The organism is Streptomyces sp. LARHCF249 (assembly GCF_052871255.1).
The window spans coordinates 277,528-297,875 of record NZ_JBIXJQ010000010.1 but is presented as its reverse complement, the minus strand read 5'-3'; the positions used below and the strand labels follow the sequence as shown (position 1 = coordinate 297,875).

Sequence of the window (20,348 nt, the reverse complement as noted above, 5' to 3'; positions counted from 1 at the left end):
TACTACCTCGCCGTTCTTCGTTCGTTCGTCGGGCCGGATCGGTCAGGGTCTGGAGTGGGCGGTGCTCGCCGGTGCGGCCGGCGGGGGTGGTGCGTTCAGCGGTGCGGCGCAGAATCCGCAGCGGTCGCCGATGAGTTCGAATCCGCACCAGCGGCATTCCTCCCGGCGGACCGATGCGACCAGCTGGTAGAGGACGGAGATGTCCGGGATGCCGGCGGCGAACTCGACGAGCTTGGGGGTGCCCCACCAGCCGGGCGACCCGGCGGGCAGCGGGTTCTCCATGACGCCCTGCACCTGCCAGGCGGGGGCGAGTTCGGCTGCGACCCAGTCCGAGGCGAGCTGGCCGCGGGCGAACGTGAGGTGGGTGGCGAACTCGGGCCCGGGGGGCAGGACGGCCCCGCCGCCGTGCGCGCCGCCGGAACCGCCCGGCCGGCCGGAGCGGCTGGACCCCCCGGAGCCCCCGGAGCCGCCGGAGCCCCCGGAGCTGCCCAGCCTGGCCAGGTGCGGCGTCGGATGGGCCAGTACGGCGAACTGCGCGCTCGGCGACCAGGACCTGGCGTGCGCCTTGAGCCCGACCGGGACCCGGTCGAGTTTGGCGACCGAGCCCAGCAGGGCGCCCGCGTAGATGTAGTGGGACAGCAGCCGGGCGGCGGAGGCGATGACTCCGGGGCTGAAGTCGCAGACGCTGAGCTGGCGGAGCTGACGTACCAGCAGGGCGGTGCCCAGGGGCGGCAGATCGATGCCGAGGAGCGCGATCCGGTCGGTTTCGAGGATGGCGCGCACGGTGTGCAGCCGCTGGACGGTGGCCTTCGGCAGCCAGGGCGGTACGACGGCCACGAGATGGCCGTGGCGCTCCAGCAGGGCACTGGTCTGCGCGAGCGCGCCGTCGAGGTCGAGCTGCTCGGGCGGGGACAGTACGGCTGCCCCGGGCGTGTGCCGGTCGGGGGCGGGAAGGACCAGGTCGGCGCTGGTGACAGCGATGGCGGTCGGCACGCGAATCCCCCCGTTCACCCCGTGCGCCACGGCCGTTCGCGTAGCCGTCACACACACGCACACCCTGCGCGACCGCAAACGATCGCCGCACTTCCCCCTTGCCTCAGCACCATATCCGCGTCACCGCTGGCAGGGCAGGGGCTTGGTAATTCCCGTGCCGGCAGCACATGTCACAGGTGGCGGGAAACCCGGACAACCGGGATCGGACGATGGAGCATTTCCAGCCACATTGCAAAGACTCTTGACACGGGGATTGGTCTGGACCAACTTGGCTGCGCCAGGCCTTCCCGGGGCGCCCCCACGTGCCCCCCGCTCTCCTCATCCCCTTTCCTCCCCCCACCGGAGCCCACGTGAACCGCATACGCTCCCTCGCCCTGCCGGCCGCCGCCCTCCTCACCGCGGGCGGCCTCACCACCCTCGCCACCGGCACCGCGCAGGCCGCGGACATCAACGTCGCCCGCAACGGCGGCTTCGAGTCCGGACTCGCCAACTGGTCCTGTTCCGCCGGAAGCGGCGCCTCCGTCTCCTCGCCGGTCTACGCGGGAGCCGCCGCCCTCAAGGCCACGCCGGCCGGATCCGACAACGCCCGCTGCAGCCAGACCGTCACGGTCAAGCCGAACTCGACGTACACGCTGAGCACGCAGGTCCAGGGCAGTTACGTCTACCTCGGCGCGACCGGGACCGGCACCCAGGACGTCTCCACCTGGACCCCCGGCTCGGGCGCGGGCTGGCAGAAGCTCTCCACCACCTTCACCACCGGCGCCGGCACCACCCAGGTCACCGTCTACACCCACGGCTGGTACGGCCAGCCGGCCTACATCGTCGACGAGTTCAGCGTCTTCGGCCCGGACGGCGGGGGCGGCACCGACCCCGGCCCGTCCATCCCGGGCGCCCCGTCCGGGACCGCTGTTTCCGGACAGAGCTCGAGCGGACTCACCCTTTCGTGGAACGCGGTCGGCGGGGCCGCCGGCTATTACGTGTATCAGGACGGCGTCCGCGTCCGGACGGTGTCCTCGGCGAGTGCCCAGATCACCGGGCTCACCGCCTCGACCTCGTACTCCTTCCAGGTGAGCGCGTACAACGCGGCGGGCGAGGGCCCCAAGTCCGCAGCCGTCACCGGCACCACGACCGGCGGCGGGGGACCGAACCCGAACCCGGGCGTGCCCAAGCACGCGCTGACCGGCTACTGGCAGAACTTCAACAACGGGGCGACCGTCCAGAAGATCTCCGACGTCTCCGCGCAGTACGACATCATCGCCGTCTCCTTCGCCGACGCCACGGCCACGCCGGGCGCCATCGCCTTCAACCTCGACTCGGCCGGTCTCGGCGGCTACACCGTCGCGCAGTTCAAGGCGGACATCGCCGCGAAGAAGGCCGCCGGGAAGTCGGTCATCCTCTCCATCGGCGGTGAGAAGGGCACCATCTCGGTCAACGACTCCGCCTCCGCGACCAACCTCGCGAACTCGGCGTACGCGCTGATGCAGGAGTACGGCTTCTCCGGCATCGACATCGACCTGGAGAACGGCCTCAACCCGACCTACATGACCCAGGCGCTGCGCGCGCTGTCGGCGAAGGCGGGTCCCTCGCTCGTCATCACCATGGCCCCGCAGACCATCGACATGCAGTCCACGCAGGGCGGCTACTTCAAGACGGCGCTGAACATCAAGGACATCCTCACCGTCGTGAACATGCAGTACTACAACAGCGGCTCGATGAACGGCTGCGACGGCAACGTCTACTCCCAGGGTTCGGTGGACTTCCTCACCGCGCTGGCCTGCATCCAGCTGGAGGGCGGCCTGGACCCCTCCCAGGTCGGCATCGGTGTCCCGGCCTCGCCGAGCGGGGCGGGCAGCGGCTACGTCTCCCCGACCGTCGTCAACAACGCGCTGGACTGCCTGACCCGGGGCACGGGCTGCGGCTCCTTCAAGCCGTCCAAGACCTACCCCGGACTGCGCGGCGCGATGACCTGGTCGACGAACTGGGACGCCAAGGCGGGTAGTGCCTGGTCCAACGCGGTGGGTCCCAAGGTCCACAGCCTCCCGTAGGCGGTAGGTGTGGGGGTGGCCGGTTTCGGGTCGGCCGACACGGCGCGCTCTTGACCTGCACATGCCACAAGAGCACGCTGTGCGCGTCCGCACGGCTACCCCCACACTCCCCACCCAGGAGAACGCATGCGGCTCCACTACCGCCGAAGGGCCGCCGTCACGGCGGCCCTGCTGGCGCTCGCACTGGGCGCACCCGCCTACGGCATGAGCGCGACGGCGTCCCCACCGCCCACCCCGTCCACCGCCACCCAGGACGAGGCCATCGTCCAGTACCGGATCCACGGCCCCGCCACGGCGACCGACCGCACCGCCCTGCTCCGTACGGGCGTGTCGATAGACGAGGTGGACGACCACACGGTCGTGGTCAGCGCCGACACCATGCAGGCCAAGAACCTGCGCGCGCTGGGCTACCAGCTCACCGCGCTGCCCGGCCCGCCGGAGCGCTCCCAGCCCGGGATCGCGGTGAGCCCGATGGACTTCCCGTCGGCGGACTCCCGGTACCACAACTACGCCGAGGCGAACGCCGAGATCGACCAGCGCATCGCCCAGTACCCCGGGATCATGAGCAAGCGGGTGATCGGGAAGTCGTACCAGGGCCGGGACCTCATCGCCATCAAGATCAGCGACAACGTCGCGACGGACGAGGCCGAGCCCGAGGTGCTCTTCACCCACCACCAGCACGCCCGCGAGCACCTGACCGTGGAAATGGCGCTGTACCTGCTCAAGGAGTTCGGCTCCAAGTACGGCACCGAATCCCGGATCACCAGCGCCGTCAACGGCCGCGAGATCTGGATCATCCCGGACCTCAACCCGGACGGCGGCGAGTACGACATCGCCACCGGCTCCTACCGGTCCTGGCGCAAGAACCGCCAGCCGAACTCAGGGTCCTCGTACGTGGGCACGGACGAGAACCGGAACTGGAACTACAAGTGGGGCTGCTGCGGCGGCTCCAGCGGCAGCAGGAGCTCCGAGACCTACCGCGGCCCGGCCGCCGAGTCGGCGCCCGAGGTGAAGGCGGTCTCGGACTTCGTACGCAGCCGGGTCGTCGGCGGCAAGCAGCAGATCAAGGCCGCGATCGACTTCCACACGTACAGCGAACTGGTGCTGTGGCCCTTCGGGTACACCTACAGCGACACCGCGCCGGGTCTGACCGCCGACGACCTCGCCGCCTTCAAGAAGGTCGGCACCAGCATGGCGGCGAGCAACGGCTACACCGCGGAGCAGTCGAGCGACCTGTACATCACGGACGGCACGATCGACGACTGGCTGTGGGGCGACCAGAAGATCTTCGGCTACACCTTCGAGATGTACCCGGCGAGCTCGGGCGGCGGCGGCTTCTACCCGCCCGACGAGGTGATCGACCGCGAGACCGCCCGCAACAAGGACGCGGTGCTCCAGCTGCTGGAGAACGCGGACTGCATGTACCGCTCGATCGGCAAGGAAGCCCAGTACTGCACCGCCTGACCACCGCACGCACGCACCGGGGCGCCCCACCGCCAGGGGGGCGCCCCTCCCCGTGTTCAGCCGAGGACTGCGAGCGCGTCGATCTCGACGAGCAGCCCGGCCGGCAGGCCCACGTACACGGTGGTCCGGGCGGCCGGGGCCTCCTTCAGGCCCTCCTCCTCGAAGTAGGCGTTGTAGATCTCGTTCATCTCGGCGAAGTGGCCCGTGTCCGTCAGGTAGACGCGGATCATCATCACGTCGTCCCAGCCCGCGCCGCCCGCCTCCAGGACCGAGCGGACGTTCTCCAGCGTCTGGAGGGTCTGCTCGCGCAGCGTCGGCCCGGCGGGGGTGGGCGGCTGCCCGTCGACGTGCGGGAGGAAGCCGACCTGCCCGGCGACCTGGAGGATGTTCCCCTTGCGCACGCCGTGCGAGAACCGCGCGGGCGGGGTGGTGTGGGTGCCCGGGGTGATGGCGGTCTTCTTCTCGTTCACGAGTCCTCAGTCCTCTTCCTGTGATCCTGAATAGTCCCGGCTGACGGCGTCGGCGGCGCCCCGCACGAGCGGCAGCAGTTCGATGAGCTCCTCGGCGGTGACGACCACACTCGGCGCGGACACGGACAGCGCGGCGACGACCCGCCCGTCGGGCCCGTACACGGGCGCGCCGAGGCAGTTGACGGACTCCTCGTGCCCCCCGAGGTCGGCGGCCCAGCCCTGCTCGCGCACGAGGTCCAGCTCGCGGAGGAAGGCGGCGGCGTCGGGGGTGGAACGGGCGGTGTAGCGCGGATAGTCGATCCGCTCCGCGAGGCTCCTGCGCTCGCCCTCGGGCAGGTCGGCGAGGAGCAGCTTCGCGACGGCGGCGACGGTGAGGGGGACGGGCTTGCCGATGCGGGAGTACATGCGGACCGGGTAACGGCTGTCGACCTTGTCGATGTACACGACCTCCTCGTCCTGGAGCAGGGCGAGGTGGACGGTGTGCCCGGTGGCCTTGTTCAGCGCGACGAGATGGGGATGCGCGATCTCCCGTACGTCGAGGTTCTCGACGGCCTCGGCGGCGAGCGCGAACAACTGCGCGCCGAGCCGGTAGCGGCCGTCGGCCTGCCGGTACACGAAGCCGCGCTCGTGCAGCGTGCGGAGCAGGCGCAGCGCGGTGCTCTTGTGCACGCCGAGCTCGTCGGCGACCTGCCCGAGGCCGGCGGGGCCCCTGGCGAGCAGCGGCAGCACCGAGAGGGCCCGTTCCACGGACTGGCTCATACGGTGCGCCTCCCTCGTCGTGCCGTGCGCAGCTCAGCCGGCCCGGCGTTGACCCGCCGTCACGCGGGATGTTAGACAGCAGGCAGCGGTATACGCAACGACCGTTGCACACAGCGCAACCCCCGGGAGGGCACCCCATGGCCAGCGACCCCGTCAAGGACCTCGCCGACGAACCGGTCGACCACCGGTTCAAGGGCCTCCCCCCGGACGCCACCGCGGCCGGCCTCACCGTCGGCGGGCTCGCCGCGCAGCGCCGGGACCTGCACACCGGCGGGTTCACCACCCCCGTCCTGACCCTCGACGCGGACGCACTGGAGCACAACCTCACCGCGCTGGGCACGTACGCCGCCCGCCACTCCCTCGCCTTCGCCCCGCACGGCAAGACCTGCATGGCCCCGCAGCTCTTCCGCCGCCAGCTGGACCACGGCGCGTGGGGCATCACCGTGGCCATGCCCCACCAGGCCCGCGTCTGCCGGGCCTTCGGCATCCAACGGATCTTCCTGGCCAACGAGCTCGTGGACGCGCCCGCCCTGCGCTGGGTCGCCGACGAGCTCGCCGCCGACCCCGGCTTCCGGTTCGTCTGCTACGTCGACTCCGTCCGCGGCGTCGAGCTCATGGACGCCGCCCTGCACGACCACGGCGCCACCGTCGACGTCGTCCTCGAACTCGGCGCCGGCGCCGAGGGACGCACGGGGATCCGTACCGACGCCGAATGCCAGGCCGTCGCCGACGCCGTCGCCGCGGCCCCCACCCTGCGCCTGGCCGGTGTGGCCGGCTACGAGGCCACCATGCCCGGAGCCGACGCCGACAGCGTCCGCGCCTGGCTGCGCCGCCTCACCGCGCTCGCCGCCGATCTCGACAAGCGGGGCCACTTCACCGGCACCGGCCTGGACGAGGTCATCGTCAGCGCCGGCGGCAGCGAATGGTTCGACGCCGTCGCCGAGGTCTTCGCCGAGATCCCCGAGCTGTCGCTGCCCGTCCTGCCGCTGCTGCGCTCCGGCGCGTACGTCTCCCACGACCACGGCTGGTACTCCGGCCTGACCCCCTTCAACCGCATCCCCGAGGAAGGCGGCCTGCTCCCCGCCTTCCGGCTGTGGACCCAGGTCGTCTCCCGCCCCACCCCCGGCCAGGCCTTCGTCAACGCCGGCAAACGCGACATCGCCTACGACCTGGGCCTGCCCGACGTGCTCACCGTGCGCAGCGCCCGCGACGGCGTCGAGCGCGCCGCGAACGGCATCCGGGTGGCCAAGCTGTCCGACCAGCACGCCTGGATCGAGACGGACGCCGACGCCACCGCGCTGGAAGTCGGCGACTGGGTCTGCCTCGGCATGGCCCACCCCTGCACCATCTTCGAGAAGTGGCCGCTGATCCCGGTGGTGGAGTCCGACGGCACCGTCAGCGACTACGTCCGCACCTACTTCTAGGCCCCGGCCGTGGACCTGGTCATCCGCGGGGCCCGCGTCGTCGACGGCACGGGCGGGCCCTCGTACACCGCGGACGTCGGCGTGCACGAGGGCCGGATCGCCGAGATCGGCCCCCTCCCGGGCGGGGGCCGCCGGACCCTCGACGCGCACGGCCTCGTCCTCGCCCCCGGCTTCGTCGACATGCACGCCCACAGCGACCTCGCGCTGCTCCGCGACCCGGACCACAGCGCGAAGGCCGCCCAGGGAGTGACCCTCGAAGTCCTCGGCCAGGACGGCCTGTCGTACGCGCCGGCCGACGACCGCACCCTGGGCGGGGTACGGGCCGCCATCGCGGGCTGGAACGGCCCGGGGGACGACATCGACTTCGACTGGCGCACGGTCGGCGGCTACCTCGACCGGCTGGACGAGGGCGTCGCCGTCAACGCCGCCTACCTCGTCCCCCAGGGCACGGTCCGCGCGTACGCCGTCGGCTGGGACGACCGCCCGGCAAGCGCGGCCGAGCTGGACCGGATGCGGCAGCTGGTCGCCGACGGCCTGGCCCAGGGCGCCGTCGGCATGTCCTCCGGCCTGACCTACACCCCCGGCATGTACGCCTCCGGGGCCGAACTGACCGAACTGTGCCGCGTGGTGGCCCGCTACGGCGGCTACTACTGCCCCCACCACCGCTCGTACGGCCACGGCGCCCTGGCCGCCTACGCCGAGATGGTCGCCCTCACCCGCGAGGCCGGCTGCGCCCTGCACCTCGCGCACGCCACCATGAACTTCGGCGAGAACCGCGGCCGCGCCCCCGAACTGCTCGCCCTGCTCGACGCGGCCCTGGCCGACGGCTGCGACATCACCCTCGACAGCTACCCGTACACCCCCGGCTGCACCACCCTCGTCGCGCTGCTGCCCAGTTGGGCGAACGAGGGCGGCCCGGAGGCGGTCCTGGCCCGGCTGCGCGACGACGCCGAGGCCGAGCGGATCCGGTACGCGCTGGAGGTGACGGGCGCCGACGGCTGCCACGGGGTCCCCGTCGACTGGTCGACGATCGAGGTCTCGGGCGTCACCGACCCGGCCCTCGCCGCGTACGTCGGCACGCGACTCGACGGCTGGGACACCGCCCGGCGGCTGCTGCTCGGCGACCGGCTCGCGCCGTCGGTCCTCCAGCACGTGGGCCACGAGGAGAACGTCCGGGCGATCATGCGCCACCGCGTCCACACCGGCGGCTCCGACGGCATCCTGCAGGGCGCGAAGCCGCACCCGCGCGCCTACGGCACCTTCCCGCACTACCTCGGCCACTACGTCCGCGAGCTCGGCGTGCTCTCCCTCGAGGCGTGCGTCGCGCACCTGTCCGGCCGCCCGGCGGCCCGCCTGCGCCTGCCCGACCGGGGCCTGGTCCGCGTCGGCCACCGGGCCGACCTGGTCCTCTTCGACCCGGACACGGTCGCGGCCGGGTCCACGTACGAGAACCCGCGCGCGCTGCCCGCCGGCATTCCGCACGTGCTCATCGACGGGCGCTTCGTCATGCGGGACGGGCGCCGTACGGACGTCCTGGCCGGGCGCTCGGTACGCCGCACACCGCACCCCACACCCCCGCCCGGGTGACATCTGCATATTTAGGATGACCGGATGGTCGCCTTCGCCCTCGCCGCCCTGTTCTTCCTCGCCTTCTGCATAAGCGCCCGAAAGGACCGCCGCCGCTTCAGCAACGCGGTGCTGTTCGGCCTGACCTTCATCACCACCTCGTTCGCCCTGCTCCTCCAGGTCCCCGCGCTGCCGGAGTGGCTGGCCGTGCCCGTGGTCGTGCTCGTCTTCGCGGTCCCCGCGCTCGGCACCCTGGCGCTCGGCGTCTTCCTCATCGCCAACGGCCTGACGATGGTCCGCAAGGAGGGCAGCCGCCCGCCGAACCTGCTGTCGATGGCCGCGGGGCTCGGGATCTTCGGGATGATCGCGCTGCTGCTCCTCGTGGGCCGGTACGGCTCCACGGTCGCGAACGGCATCGCGGCGACCCTCACGCTGGTCGTCGCCTACGTCTCCTTCGTCTTCCTGTGCTTCCTCGGGTACGCCTTCCTGTACGGGCGGATCAAGGTGCGCGGCGACGTCGACCACGTGGTGATGCTGGGCTCGGGCCTGATCGGCGGCGACCGGGTGCCGCCGCTGCTCGCCTCGCGGCTGCGCAAGGGGCAGGAGATCTACGAGGCCCAGCTGGCCCGGGGCAGCCGGCCGCCGGTGCTCCTGGTCTCCGGCGGCAAGGGCTCGGACGAGCGGGTCTCCGAGGCCCGGGCCATGGCGGACTGGCTGGTCGGGCAGGGCGGCGTCCCGGCGGAGCACGTCCGGCTGGAGGACCGGTCCCGGACGACGGAGGAGAACATGCGGTTCTCCCGCGATCTGATGCTGGCGGACGACCCGGACTACCGGTGCGTGGTGGTCACCAACAACTTCCACGCCTTCCGCGCAGCGATGATGGCCCGCAAGGCCGGGGTGAACGGACAGGTGCTCGGCTCGCCGACGGCGCGGTACTTCTGGCCGAGCGCCACGATCCGCGAGTTCGTCGCGGTGTTCTGGGAGCACAAGGCCGTGAACCTGGGGATCTGCGGCCTGCTGGTGGCGCTGGGCGCACTGGCGACGATCACCGCCTGACCCCGCCGCGGCCTCCTCCGTTCGGGTCAACGTGCGTTCATGGAGCCGCGGCCGGAGGATGGGGCAAAGGACTACCGGGGGACATCGGAGGAGGTACGCGATGGACAGTGAATCGGACCAGCAGCCCACGCGGTCGGACCGGCTCTTCACGGGCGGGGAGCGACCGTACGACCCCGAGGACCTCGTGATGGCGACCGGCCACGACCCGACTCCGGAGCGGATCGAGAAGGCGCGCCAGCTGATCGAAAAGGAAGGCCCGCAGGTCATCGAGCGCTACCTGCCGTAGCGCTCCGTACCCCACGCTGCTGACACCCCGGCCCGAGGTCGCCCCTCGGGCCGGGGTCCTTTTGCGTACCGGCGCGCGTACGGGAGGTGCGTACGAGGGGTGCGTACGGTGTGCGGGCCGGCCGGACCGCATCCAGACTCGGTGAATAGTCGTTAGCGCTCCGGGGGCCACAACCCTAAGGACAGGTGAATGCACGCTCTCGATGTCGACTGGGACCACCCCACGGACCCACGGCCCGGACCGCGGCTCGACCACGTCCGCGCGTACGCGCGCACGGCGGGCGCCGACGGGCACCTGTGGCACGGAGTGCCCACCCTGCTGCTCACCACGGTCGGCCGCACCACCGGCCGGACGGTCCGCACCCCGCTGATCTACGGCGAGGACGCGGACCGCCTGATCGTCGTGGCCGCCGCGTACGGCGCCCCGGAGCACCCGGCCTGGTACGGGAACCTCACCGCCCACCCGGAGGTCCGCGTCCAGGTGGGCGCCTGCGTCTTCCGAGCCGTGGCGCGCACGGCGACGCCGGAGGAGCGGGAGACGTACTGGGACATGATGACGGGCCTGTGGCCCGCCTACGAGGACGACCAGACGGCGGCCGCACCCCGCGAGATCCCGCTGGTGATCATCGAAAGCAGAAACGGTTGGTCGGACCGCTGACTCAGTCGTTGCTGTCGAAGCGGACGGAGCGCACCAGCAGGCGGTCGCTCGCCTGGTTCCCGTACGGCCGCAGCCGCCACTCGGGACCGTCGCAGTCGGCGCCGAGGTAGACGGTCACCCGGGAGTCGGTCCGGTTGTGCGGGGCATACCCGGGGTCGACGTCGTCGGAGCCGACCGCGTCGAGGTTGATGCAGTCGCCGCTCCGCGGGTCGTGCAGGGTGCTGGTCTGCTCCACGCCGGCTTCGTCGCGGTACTTGTAGTGGAACTCGCCGGTGGCGGCGAGAGCCGACGCGGGAAGTGACAGAACCAGCGCGAAGGCGGCGACGGCGGCGACGGCGGTGTTGCGGAGCTTCATGACGGGGTGAATCCCTTTCACGTACGGGCTGTTGGTGCTGTGCGGGCACGACCCTAGGAGGCCCCGTACGGGCGAATCGATCCTCCGAAATCCGTCGGCGTGGCGCGCGGTTGCCCCGCGCCGCCTCCGGCGTCACGCGCGGTCGTACACGGTGACCTCCACGTCCCGCGCGCAGAGCGCGTCGGTGATGAGCGGCTCGATACGCGACCAGGTGCCGCCCGCAAGCCCGCACCCGATCCGCGGCATGTGGACGCCGGCGCCCAACTCGACGGCGTGGTCGCCCAACGCGGCGAGACAGCGCGCGACGGCGTCGTAGCGGATCGGCGGGCCCGCGCTCCCGGTGCGCATCCCCCGCTGACCGACCATGTTGGCCACCCACACATCAGGCTTCACCCGCACCACTTGCACGGCCCCGAGCCCGAAGTCGTTCCCGCTGCGCCCCCGATGCCAGGCCCGGTACGCAGCCTCCGGCTCCGCCCACCGCCGCGAAACGGCGAGTACGAACCCTTTGCCCCAGCCCCCGAGGTCGTTGCAGACATGTGCGATGACCTTGGGCCCCTTGGCCTGGGGACTTGTCGCATCTCCGGCGATGATCCGTAGCGGCTTCATACTCGAAAAGATATGCGGGACGACTGACACCGGGGCACTGGAGGCGGTCGGGGGCTTCGGGGGGCTTGATTCCGCGCACTCCTCATCAGGGAGGGTTTGGGGGTTTCCCGCCAGTCCCACTGTCTCTCCGGGCCGGGCCGCCCTGTCAAGGGCGCTCCTTCGTCGCGTCGCTTCGCGATGGCCTTCGGCCACCCTTGACAGACCGACCCGCCCCGGAAAGACAAGGACCGGCGGGAAGCCCCCAAAAGAACGGTCCACTGGTTCCGAGGACAGCCACTGGGCATCAGGGACCGGATCCTTGGTCACCGGGGCCATGGCCTGCGCCCGGGCCCGTAGAGAAGTGATCCGGGGTCGGCGGGCGCACCAAATCGCTACGCGCTCCTCATATCTCGGCGTCCGACGGCCGTCCGGGGCTCAACCCGCACCAGACAGCGATGAGAAGCGCCTGGCGGACCGGTGGGCGCACCAGATCGCTACGCGCTCCTCATTGACGGCGACTGACGGCCGTCCGGGGCTGATAAGCCACGTGATGCCGGTCAGTCACGAGGTCGCCCCTCCTGCTGCAGCGACGCAATCGGCGAACGAGTGACGAGGTGCCCGCGCAGGGCTGCCGCACGTCCAGTGCGCGTTCTCCAAAGAGCGCGGGCGGCCTCTCACCAGCCCCGGACGGCCCGGAGACGCCATCCAACGGCAGCGCGTAGCGATCTGACGCGTCGACTGGCTCGGCAGGGGCTGGTAGGCGCTGTCTGGTGCGGGTTCGGCCCCGGACGGGCGGCGGACGCTGAGACGTGAGGAGCGCGTAGCGAACTGACGCGCCCCCACCGACCCCCGGATGCCTCGCTACTGGCCCGGGCGCAGGCCATGGCCCCGAGAACCAAGGATCCGGTCCCTGATGCCCCTCTGACCGTAATCGTGAACCAGTGGACCGTTCTTTTGGGGGCTTCCCGCCGGTCCTTGTCTTTCCGGGGCGGGTCGGTCTGTCAAGGGTGGCCGAAGGCCATCGCGAAGCGACGCGACGACGAAGGAGGAGCGCCCTTGACAGGGCGGCCCGACCCGGAGAGACAGTGGGACTGGCGGGAAACCCCCAAACCCTCCCTGATGAGGAGTGCGCGGAATCAGGCCCCCGAAGCCCCCACCCCCCTCACAGGTACTCCCGGGCGAACTCCACCGCCCACTCCACCGCCGCCACCGGGACGCTGCCCGACTGCGGGTCGATGGCGAGACGGGCCGTCTCCCAGCCCTGGCCGTGCTCGCGGTGGATCGCGAAGCACCCGTGGTCCGTGGCCGTCGGCCCCGAGACCAGGAACTCGATCGCCCTGTCGTCGCCGTCCAGGCCGACCGTGGTGATCGCCATGTCACCGACCACGAACTCCATTGCGCCGCACCCTTCGGTAGCCGCCGTTGCAGATCATCAGCCTCCACCCGCCACCGGCCCGCCGCATGAGTCCCCGTACTCAGCCTCCGTACTCGGCCCCCGTACTCAGCCCGCATCCCCACCTACCCGCCGCCCCAGCGTGACGAGCGCAACACCCCGGACCCCCGCCCACCCGCACCCCACCGATTCCGCAGGCCCGGACGCGGCCCGGCCCCGGATTCCAAGGGTGGACCGCATCGGCACCCGGCATTGCCCGAAACGGGGCATATCACTCGCCACCCCGCCCACTCAAATGGCGCGCCACGCCCGCGCCCGGGCCCGTAAGCTCCCGTCATGCAGGTGATCCAGTCAACGAAACTCGCCAATGTCTGCTACGAGATCCGCGGCCCCGTGCTCGAAGAGGCGATGCGGCTCGAAGCAGCAGGTCATCGCATCCTCAAGCTCAACACCGGCAACCCCGCGGCCTTCGGCTTCGAGTGCCCGCCGGAGATCCTTGAGGACATGCTCCGCAACCTGGGCAACGCCCACGGCTACGGGGACGCGAAGGGGCTGCTCTCCGCGCGCCGCGCGGTCATGCAGCACTACCAGACCAAGGGCATCGAGCTGGACGTCGAGGACATCTACCTCGGCAACGGCGTCTCCGAGCTGATCCAGATGTCGATGCAGGCGCTGCTCGACGACGGCGACGAGGTCCTCGTCCCCGCGCCGGACTACCCGCTGTGGACCGCATCCGTCTCGCTCGCCGGCGGCACGGCCGTGCACTACCGCTGCGACGAGCAGGCCGACTGGATGCCGGACCTCGCCGACATCGAGCGCAAGGTCACCGACCGCACCCGCGCCATCGTGATCATCAACCCGAACAACCCGACCGGCGCCGTCTACGACGACGAGATGCTGCGCGGGCTCACGGACATCGCGCGCCGCCACAACCTGGTCGTCTGCTCGGACGAGATCTACGACCGGATCCTGTACGACGGAGCGACGCACACGAACACCGCCGCCATCGCGCCGGACCTGCTCACCCTGACCTTCAACGGGCTGTCCAAGAACTACCGCGTCGCCGGCTACCGGGCCGGCTGGATGGCGGTCTGCGGCCCCAAGAAGAACGCCTCCTCGTACATCGAGGGGCTGACGATCCTGGCCAACATGCGCCTGTGCGCGAACATGCCCTCGCAGCACGCCGTCGCCACCGCACTCGGCGGCCGACAGTCGATCAACGACCTGGTGCTTCCGGGCGGGCGGCTGCTGGAGCAGCGGGACGCGGCGTACGACCTGCTGACGCAGATCCCCGGCATCACCTGCGTGAAGCCCAAGGGCGCGCTGTACCTCTTCCCGAAGCTCGACCCCGCCGTCTACAAGATCAAGGACGACCGGCAGATGGTCCTCGACCTGCTGCGGGCCGAGAAGATCATGGTGGTGCACGGTACGGGCTTCAACTGGCCCGAGCCGGACCACTTCCGGATCGTGACGCTGCCGAACGCCAAGGACCTGGCGGACGCGGTGACGCGGATCGGGAACTTCCTGGACGGCTACGGCCAGCCGTAGCCGTGCGGCAGCCGTCACGCATCCGGCTCGAGCACTGACAGGATTCAACTCAACTTTAGATTGATTCCAATGTAGGATGGTCTCCTGACCCACGCAGGAGGCCACCTCATGTACGAGCCGAGCCGCACCAAGTCGGTCGTCCACCGCATGGGCGCCGCCCCGGCCGACTACCCGCACCGCAGCCGCAGCGAAGCCCTGGACGTCCAGCTCGCCGGGCACCTCGCGGCCCTGCTCGCCGTCACCGACGAGCTCGGCCTCGACGAGGCCGCCGCCCGCATCGCCGCGCAGGTCGCGCGGCTGCGGGGGGCGCAGCCCGCCCGCGCACCCCAGGCGCACGGCGCCGCGGACCGCACCGCCTTGCACCAGCGCGCGCACGACCTCGCCGCCCGCGCGCTCCTCGTCGCCGCGTCCCGCGCCGACACCACCGTCGCGATCCTCGCCGCCGAGCGCATGGACGCGCACGCCGCCGCCCTCACGTCCCAGGACCTGGCCGGCGCCCTCTGACGGCCCCGGTCCGGGGCCGCGGAGGCTCCGGACCGGGCGCCATACCCCTGAGCGGGCGCCGGCGGGTGAAGCGGCTGCCGCGGGCCCGCCCTCCGGCTGCGGCCCGTCAGGGCTCCAGTTCCTCCGCCCGGACCGCGTCGGCGACCCCGCACCACGGGACCGTCGCCACCGGCCAGACCGGGCCGACGGCCTCACCGCGTTCCGTCGCCCCCGGGAGCACGCCCGGGATCTTCACCAGGGCCTGCGAGGCCCGCGTACCCGGGCCCGGGTGCTCCTGGTCGCGGAACTCCACCGTGACGACGTAGGAGCCCTGCCCCGCCACCTCCACCGCGGCCACCACCCGACGGCTGGCCGGATCGACGCGGCACGCGGTGACCCGCGCATCCGGCTCCGCCTGAACCTCCACCGCCTCGCCGGGCGACGGGCCGCCGCTGGCCCACACGTACAGCCCCAGCGGGGCGAACACCAGCAGTCCGGCCAGCGTCACCAGGCCGACCAGCCAGCCCTGCCACTTCAACGCGCTCGTGCTCACGCCCATGACCAGATCCTCCCGGTCGGCCGCCCCTCCCACCAGCACCCACGGGCTCACACAGCATTTCGAAGTGGGACCGCCTGGACACCTGACGTTCACTCAACTCCTCGCGGAATGTGGGTTTCCGCGAGCACGCTGCACTCGTGAGACGCATCCTAGGAATCATCCTGGGCCTCCTCCTGATCGGCGGCGTCGTAGCTGTCGCCCTCGTCAACGGGCAGGACCCACAAACGCCGGCAACGAAGACCGTGCGTGGCGTCATCGGCTCGGAGAAGTCCGAATTCTTCCGCGACCCGGACGTCGTCAAGGCCCTTGCCGCCAAGGGCTACACCGTGAAGACGGAGACCTCGGGCTCCTGGGCGATGGACCAGCTCGCCCTGAAGGAGTTCGACTTCGCCTTCCCCAGCAGCAGTGAACCCGCCAAGGAGGTCGAGGCCGCCGCCGGGGTCAAGGGCGCCCAGGAGACCAAGCCCTTCTACTCCCCGCTCGTCGTCATCGCCCGCGCCAACGCCGCCAAGGTCCTGGCCGACAACGGCCTCGCGAAGACGACCGGCAAGAACTCCGGGACCCTCCTGATGGGCCCCTTCCTCAAGGCCGCCGGCGAGGACCGCACCTGGCAGCAGCTGTCCGGCGCCTCCGCGCACGCCGAGCTGACCGGCACGGTGTTCATCAAGACCACCGACCCGTCCACCTCGAACTCCGGCGCCCTCTTCCTCGCCGCCACCTCCAATGTGGCGAACGGCAGCACCATCGTCTCCGACGACGCCGCGATCGCCCGTACCGCGCCCCTGATGCGCAAGCTGATCTCCGTACAGGGCGCCCTGGAGCCGAGCACCGACGACCCGTTCCGGGCCTTCATCAGCGGCAGCGGCGAACCGCTCATCCTGGTGTACGAGTCCCAGGTGGCGGCCCTCCTGCTGCAGAAGCAGGATCCGGGCGACATGGTGGTCCTCTACCCGGACACCACCGTCAACACGGCGCACACCTTCGTCCCGCTCGGCGACAAGGCGGGCGAACTCGGCACGCTCCTCGCGACCGACCCGAAACTGCGCGAGCTGGCCCTGCGCCACGGGTTCCGCCCGCAGGACGGCGTGCCCGAGTTCACCGCCGCGACCGCCCCGCACGCCGCCTACCTCAACCCCGCGCTGACCGGCATCCGCCAGGTCGGCACACCCACCGTCAAGATCCTGATGGCGCTCGCCGCCCGCGCCAAGGGCCAGGGGGACACACCATGACCACGACGCCGACCGCCGACGGAAACGACTCCCCTCTCGTCCTCACCGCGCCCGAGCCGGTCGCCCCCGTCCGCAAGGAGCAGGCCGCCGGACTCGTACCGCTCCAGGACGGCGTCCGCGACGAAATGGCCCGCAGGGCCGGGGAGTACGTCGGCTCGCTCGCCGGGATCGACACCCGCTCCCCCGAGTTCGCGCAGCGCATCGGCGAGATCGCCGGGCTCGGCTCGGCCGACATCCGCTCCGCCGCCCAGCAGTCCAACCGGATGCTGGACCGGGCCGTGCGCTCCCTCGGCTCCGACGGCGGCGGCGACGCCCAGGCGCGGGTGGCCGGCTCCCTCGTCGAACTGCGCCGCACGGTCGAGGACCTCGATCCGCGCGACACGCCCGCCAAGGGCTTCGGCAAGCTGATCTCGAAGCTGCCGGGCGGCAACAGGTTCCGCGACCACGTGGCGAAGTACGCCTCCTCGCAGGCGACCTTGAACCGGATCGTGGGCGCGCTGCGCAGCGGGCAGGACGAGCTGCGCCGCGACAACGCGGCCCTGCACACCGAGCGGGCCCGCCTGTGGGAGACGATGGGCAAGCTCCAGGAGTACGCGGTCCTCACCGAGGCCCTGGACTGCGCCGTCGAGCAGCGGATCGCCGAGGCGGAGCACTCCGATCCGCAGGCGGCCGACGCGCTGCGCGCGGACATGCTGTTCCCGGTCCGGCAGAAGCACCAGGACCTGCTGACCCAGCTGGCCGTGTGCGCCCAGGGGTACCTGGCGATGGACGTGGTCCGGCGCAACAACGACGAGCTGATCAAGGGCGTCGACCGGGCCGCGACCACCACCGTCTCCGCACTGCGGATCGCCGTGATGCTGGCCTCGGCCCTCGACAGCCAGCGCAAGGTCGTCGAGCAGGTCAACACCCTGCGCAACACGACGGAGGACCTGATCCGCGGCAACGCGGAGATGCTGTCCACGCAGAGCGGAGAGATCCAGCGGATCGCGGCGGATCCTGCGGTGGGGGCGGAGACCCTGCGGACGGCGTTCGCGCAGATCTACCAGACGCTCGACGCGATCGACACGTTCAAGGTGCAGGCCACCGAGAACATGGCCGCGACCGTGGAGTCCCTGACGGGGGAGCTTCGGACGGCGTCCGCGTACCTCGCGCGCACGCGCACCGCGAGCGTCCTCGAAGGCGGTGCGCTGTGAGCGGGCGTCGCGGCCGGGGCCGCAGCGGGCGCGGCTGGATGGTCGCGGGTCTCGCGCTCGCCGCGCTCGTCGGTGCCACCGCCTGTACCGCCGATGCGCCCGACAGCCCGAAGCCGCCGGCCTACAAGGAGGGCACCCTGCGGGTGCTGGCCTCCAGTGAGCTGGCGGACATGCAGCCGGTGCTGGAGCAGGCCAAGAAGGCCACCGGGGTCACCGTGGACCTGACCTGGTCCGGAACGCTCGATGCCGCCGAGCAGGTCGCGTCCGGGCAGGCCGACGGGAAGTACGACGCGATCTGGCTGTCCTCCAACGACTATCTGCGGCTGCGTCCCGAGGCGGCCGGAAAGCTCGCCAACGAGACCCCGGTGATGTCCTCGCCCGTCGCCCTCGGCGTGCGGCCGGAGGCGCTGGCCCGGCTCGGCTGGAAGCCCGGGGACGTCACCTGGTCGGCGGTGCACGAGGCCGTCACCGGCGGGAAGCTCAGCTACGGCATGACCGACCCGGTGCGCTCCAACTCCGGTTTCTCCGCGCTGGTCTCGGTGGCCTCGGGCCTGTCGGGCGCGCAGGCTGCGCTGACCGACGCGGACGTGAAGGCGGCCGCGCCGCGGCTGAAGGAGTTCTTCACGGGGCAGCGGCTGACCTCGGGCTCCTCCGGCTGGCTCGCCACCGCCTACGCTCAGCGCACGGACGTGGACGCGCTGGTGAACTACGAGTCGGTGCTGCTGTCGGTCAACCGGGACGCGAAGTCCCCGCTGACGGTGATCCGGCCGCGCGACGGCGTCGTCACCGCGCACTACCCGCTGACCCTGCTGACCTCGGCCCCGGCCGGGGCCCGCGAGTCGGGCCGGGCCCTGACGGAGTACCTGCGCGGCGCGGAGGCGCAGCGGGCGATCACGGAGAAGACCTTCCGCCGGCCGGTCGCGGCCGGGGTGGCGCCGGCCGCCGGGCTGGGTGCGGACAAGCGGCGCGAGCTGCCGTTCCCCGGTTCGCTGGCGGTCGCCGACGGACTGCTGGCCTCGTACGAGAACGAGCTGCGCCGGCCGTCGCGGACGGTGTACGTGCTGGACACCTCGGGGTCGATGACCGAGGAGGACCGCATCGGGCGGCTGAAGGCGGCGCTCACGGAGCTGACGGGCACCGGGAGTTCGGGGACCGGGCAGAGGTTCCGGGACCGCGAGGAGGTGACGCTCCTGCCGTTCGGGTCCAAGGTGAAGAAGGTACGGACGCACGTCGTCGAGCCCGGCAATCCGGGACCGGCCCTGGACGGGATCCGGGGCGACGTGAAGTCGCTGGAGCCGGAGGGGGGTACGGCGATCTACAGCAGCCTGGAGGCGGCGTACGAGCAGCTGGGCAAGGGCGGCGGGGACGCGTTCACCTCGATCGTGCTGATGACGGACGGCCAGAACACGGAGGGCGTCGGGGCGCAGCACTTCGACTCCTTCTACGCCTCGCTGCCCGAGGGGCAGAAGCACACGCCGGTGTTCGCGGTGCTGTTCGGGGATTCGGACCGCAAGGAGCTCGCCCACATCACCGAACTGACCGGCGGGCGGCTTTTCGACGCCACCGGCGGGAACGGTTCGCTGAACGGAGCCTTCGAGGAGATCCGTGGCTACCAATAGAGCTGCCGAGGCGCTCGGTAGGAGTTTTCTGCGCTACGTGGAGTCGAAGAAGAACCTGGTCGGCTCCGCGTGCGGGGTGGCCGGGCTGGGCCTGGGCTTCGCCGGGGTCGGCGGCCCGTACTGGCCGGTGGTGGTGGCCGGGCTGTACGGCGCGGGCGCGCTGATCGCCCCGCCGGAGACGGTGGCTCCGCCGGTCTATCCGGACGCCGCCGAGCAGCTGGGCGTCGTACGGGAGGACTTCGGGCGGCTGCGCGCGTACCTGGCCGAGGTGGACCTGCCGCCGGCGGCGGGCGGCAAGCTGGCCGAGCTGACGGAGCTGTACGCGGCCCTGCTCGATCCGGGGTGGGTGGCCGATGCGCTGGCCGCCGATCCGGAGGCGGTGCACTCGCTGTCCCGGGCGATCCGGCTGGACGTGCCGGAGTGCGTGGACACGTACAACCGGACGCGCTGGTGGACGCGGCTGACGCCGGGCGGCGAGTCGCCGGAGCGGCACTTGGAGCGGCAGCTGACGGTCCTGTACGACGAGGCGGAACGCGTGACGGCGGGCCTTCGCGAAGCGGAGGCCCGCCGTCAGCAGACGCACACGACCTATCTGGAGGAGCGCGGACGCTCCTGACCGGACGGGTCACGTGCTGCGGTGGGAACCGCTTGGTCGGGGGCT

General features: G+C 71.5%; 20 protein-coding genes. 13 read left to right on the top strand and 7 right to left on the bottom strand.

Features of this window, described 5'->3' with window-relative positions; genetic code table 11:
* Positions 1–42 precede the first annotated feature (42 nt).
* Positions 43–993, bottom strand: coding sequence for a hypothetical protein (locus ACIPUC_RS28035; protein WP_446593018.1), 951 nt, complete (start codon positions 991–993; stop codon positions 43–45).
* A 350-nt stretch (positions 994–1,343) separates the two neighbouring features.
* Between ACIPUC_RS28035 and ACIPUC_RS28030 the strand changes: the two genes are divergently transcribed.
* Both ACIPUC_RS28030 and ACIPUC_RS28025 read left to right on the top strand, forming a co-directional pair.
* Positions 1,344–3,038 carry a chitinase gene (locus ACIPUC_RS28030; RefSeq protein WP_446593016.1) on the top strand — a complete coding sequence of 565 codons (1,695 nt, stop codon included), beginning with the start codon at positions 1,344–1,346 and terminating at the stop codon, positions 3,036–3,038.
* A 126-nt stretch (positions 3,039–3,164) separates the two neighbouring features.
* Complete coding sequence (locus tag ACIPUC_RS28025; protein WP_446593014.1) at positions 3,165–4,502, top strand: M14 family metallopeptidase; 1,338 nt, start codon at positions 3,165–3,167, stop codon at positions 4,500–4,502.
* Positions 4,503–4,558: 56 nt separating this feature from the next.
* Here ACIPUC_RS28025 and ACIPUC_RS28020 read toward each other — a convergent pair whose 3' ends face one another.
* Positions 4,559–4,972, bottom strand: coding sequence for a RidA family protein (locus ACIPUC_RS28020; RefSeq protein WP_446593012.1), 414 nt, complete (start codon positions 4,970–4,972; stop codon positions 4,559–4,561).
* A 6-nt stretch (positions 4,973–4,978) separates the two neighbouring features.
* On the bottom strand, positions 4,979–5,731 hold the full coding sequence (locus tag ACIPUC_RS28015; RefSeq protein ID WP_446593010.1) for an IclR family transcriptional regulator: 753 nt from the start codon (positions 5,729–5,731) through the stop codon (positions 4,979–4,981).
* Between the two features lie 137 nt (positions 5,732–5,868).
* Between ACIPUC_RS28015 and ACIPUC_RS28010 the strand changes: the two genes are divergently transcribed.
* The 5 genes from ACIPUC_RS28010 to ACIPUC_RS27990 all read left to right on the top strand — a co-directional run bounded on the left by ACIPUC_RS28010 (position 5,869) and on the right by ACIPUC_RS27990 (position 10,720).
* Positions 5,869–7,155: an alanine racemase gene (locus tag ACIPUC_RS28010; RefSeq protein WP_446593009.1), complete on the top strand. Its 1,287-nt coding sequence runs from the start codon at positions 5,869–5,871 to the stop codon at positions 7,153–7,155.
* Positions 7,156–7,164: 9 nt separating this feature from the next.
* Positions 7,165–8,742 carry an N-acyl-D-amino-acid deacylase family protein gene (locus ACIPUC_RS28005; RefSeq protein WP_446593007.1) on the top strand — a complete coding sequence of 526 codons (1,578 nt, stop codon included), beginning with the start codon at positions 7,165–7,167 and terminating at the stop codon, positions 8,740–8,742.
* Between the two features lie 24 nt (positions 8,743–8,766).
* On the top strand, positions 8,767–9,777 hold the full coding sequence (locus ACIPUC_RS28000) for a YdcF family protein (RefSeq protein ID WP_446593006.1): 1,011 nt from the start codon (positions 8,767–8,769) through the stop codon (positions 9,775–9,777).
* 100 nt (positions 9,778–9,877) lie between these two features.
* Positions 9,878–10,063 carry a hypothetical protein gene (locus tag ACIPUC_RS27995; RefSeq protein ID WP_362310556.1) on the top strand — a complete coding sequence of 62 codons (186 nt, stop codon included), beginning with the start codon at positions 9,878–9,880 and terminating at the stop codon, positions 10,061–10,063.
* A gap of 189 nt (positions 10,064–10,252) precedes the next feature.
* Positions 10,253–10,720: a nitroreductase/quinone reductase family protein gene (locus ACIPUC_RS27990; RefSeq protein ID WP_446593004.1), complete on the top strand. Its 468-nt coding sequence runs from the start codon at positions 10,253–10,255 to the stop codon at positions 10,718–10,720.
* Position 10,721: 1 nt separating this feature from the next.
* On the opposite strand, the gene ACIPUC_RS27985 is transcribed toward ACIPUC_RS27990, so the two are convergent.
* From ACIPUC_RS27985 to ACIPUC_RS27975, 3 genes are all read right to left on the bottom strand, one after another.
* Positions 10,722–11,075 (bottom strand): hypothetical protein, encoded by a 354-nt coding sequence (locus tag ACIPUC_RS27985; RefSeq protein ID WP_446593003.1) that lies wholly within the window; start codon positions 11,073–11,075, stop codon positions 10,722–10,724.
* A 132-nt stretch (positions 11,076–11,207) separates the two neighbouring features.
* Positions 11,208–11,684, bottom strand: a complete 477-nt coding sequence (locus ACIPUC_RS27980; RefSeq protein WP_446593002.1) for a macro domain-containing protein — start codon at positions 11,682–11,684, stop codon at positions 11,208–11,210.
* Between the two features lie 1,141 nt (positions 11,685–12,825).
* On the bottom strand, positions 12,826–13,059 hold the full coding sequence (locus ACIPUC_RS27975) for a hypothetical protein (protein WP_446593001.1): 234 nt from the start codon (positions 13,057–13,059) through the stop codon (positions 12,826–12,828).
* Between the two features lie 333 nt (positions 13,060–13,392).
* Here ACIPUC_RS27975 and ACIPUC_RS27970 point away from each other — a divergent pair, with 333 nt between their 5' ends.
* Positions 13,393–14,604 (top strand): pyridoxal phosphate-dependent aminotransferase, encoded by a 1,212-nt coding sequence (locus ACIPUC_RS27970; RefSeq protein WP_446592999.1) that lies wholly within the window; start codon positions 13,393–13,395, stop codon positions 14,602–14,604.
* Positions 14,605–14,712: 108 nt separating this feature from the next.
* Complete coding sequence (locus tag ACIPUC_RS27965; protein ID WP_446592997.1) at positions 14,713–15,108, top strand: SCO4983 family protein; 396 nt, start codon at positions 14,713–14,715, stop codon at positions 15,106–15,108.
* Positions 15,109–15,214: 106 nt separating this feature from the next.
* Here ACIPUC_RS27965 and ACIPUC_RS27960 read toward each other — a convergent pair whose 3' ends face one another.
* The gene (locus ACIPUC_RS27960; protein WP_446592995.1) at positions 15,215–15,646 is read right to left on the bottom strand and encodes a hypothetical protein; all 432 of its coding nucleotides are present in this window, start codon (positions 15,644–15,646) and stop codon (positions 15,215–15,217) included.
* A 137-nt stretch (positions 15,647–15,783) separates the two neighbouring features.
* On the opposite strand from ACIPUC_RS27960, the gene ACIPUC_RS27955 reads away from it, so the two are divergent.
* From ACIPUC_RS27955 to ACIPUC_RS27940, 4 genes are read left to right on the top strand one after another with little or no spacing between them, the layout of a single operon-like run.
* Positions 15,784–16,875: a hypothetical protein gene (locus ACIPUC_RS27955; protein WP_446592994.1), complete on the top strand. Its 1,092-nt coding sequence runs from the start codon at positions 15,784–15,786 to the stop codon at positions 16,873–16,875.
* On the top strand, positions 16,872–18,068 hold the full coding sequence (locus ACIPUC_RS27950; protein WP_446592993.1) for a toxic anion resistance protein: 1,197 nt from the start codon (positions 16,872–16,874) through the stop codon (positions 18,066–18,068). Before ACIPUC_RS27955 ends, ACIPUC_RS27950 begins: the two co-directional genes overlap by 4 nt.
* Positions 18,069–18,106: 38 nt before the next feature.
* Positions 18,107–19,687 carry a substrate-binding and vWA domain-containing protein gene (locus tag ACIPUC_RS27945; RefSeq protein WP_446593068.1) on the top strand — a complete coding sequence of 527 codons (1,581 nt, stop codon included), beginning with the start codon at positions 18,107–18,109 and terminating at the stop codon, positions 19,685–19,687.
* Positions 19,674–20,303 carry a hypothetical protein gene (locus tag ACIPUC_RS27940; protein ID WP_446592991.1) on the top strand — a complete coding sequence of 210 codons (630 nt, stop codon included), beginning with the start codon at positions 19,674–19,676 and terminating at the stop codon, positions 20,301–20,303. The genes ACIPUC_RS27945 and ACIPUC_RS27940 overlap by 14 nt, the downstream gene beginning before the upstream one ends.
* The last annotated feature ends 45 nt before the right edge of the window (positions 20,304–20,348 follow it).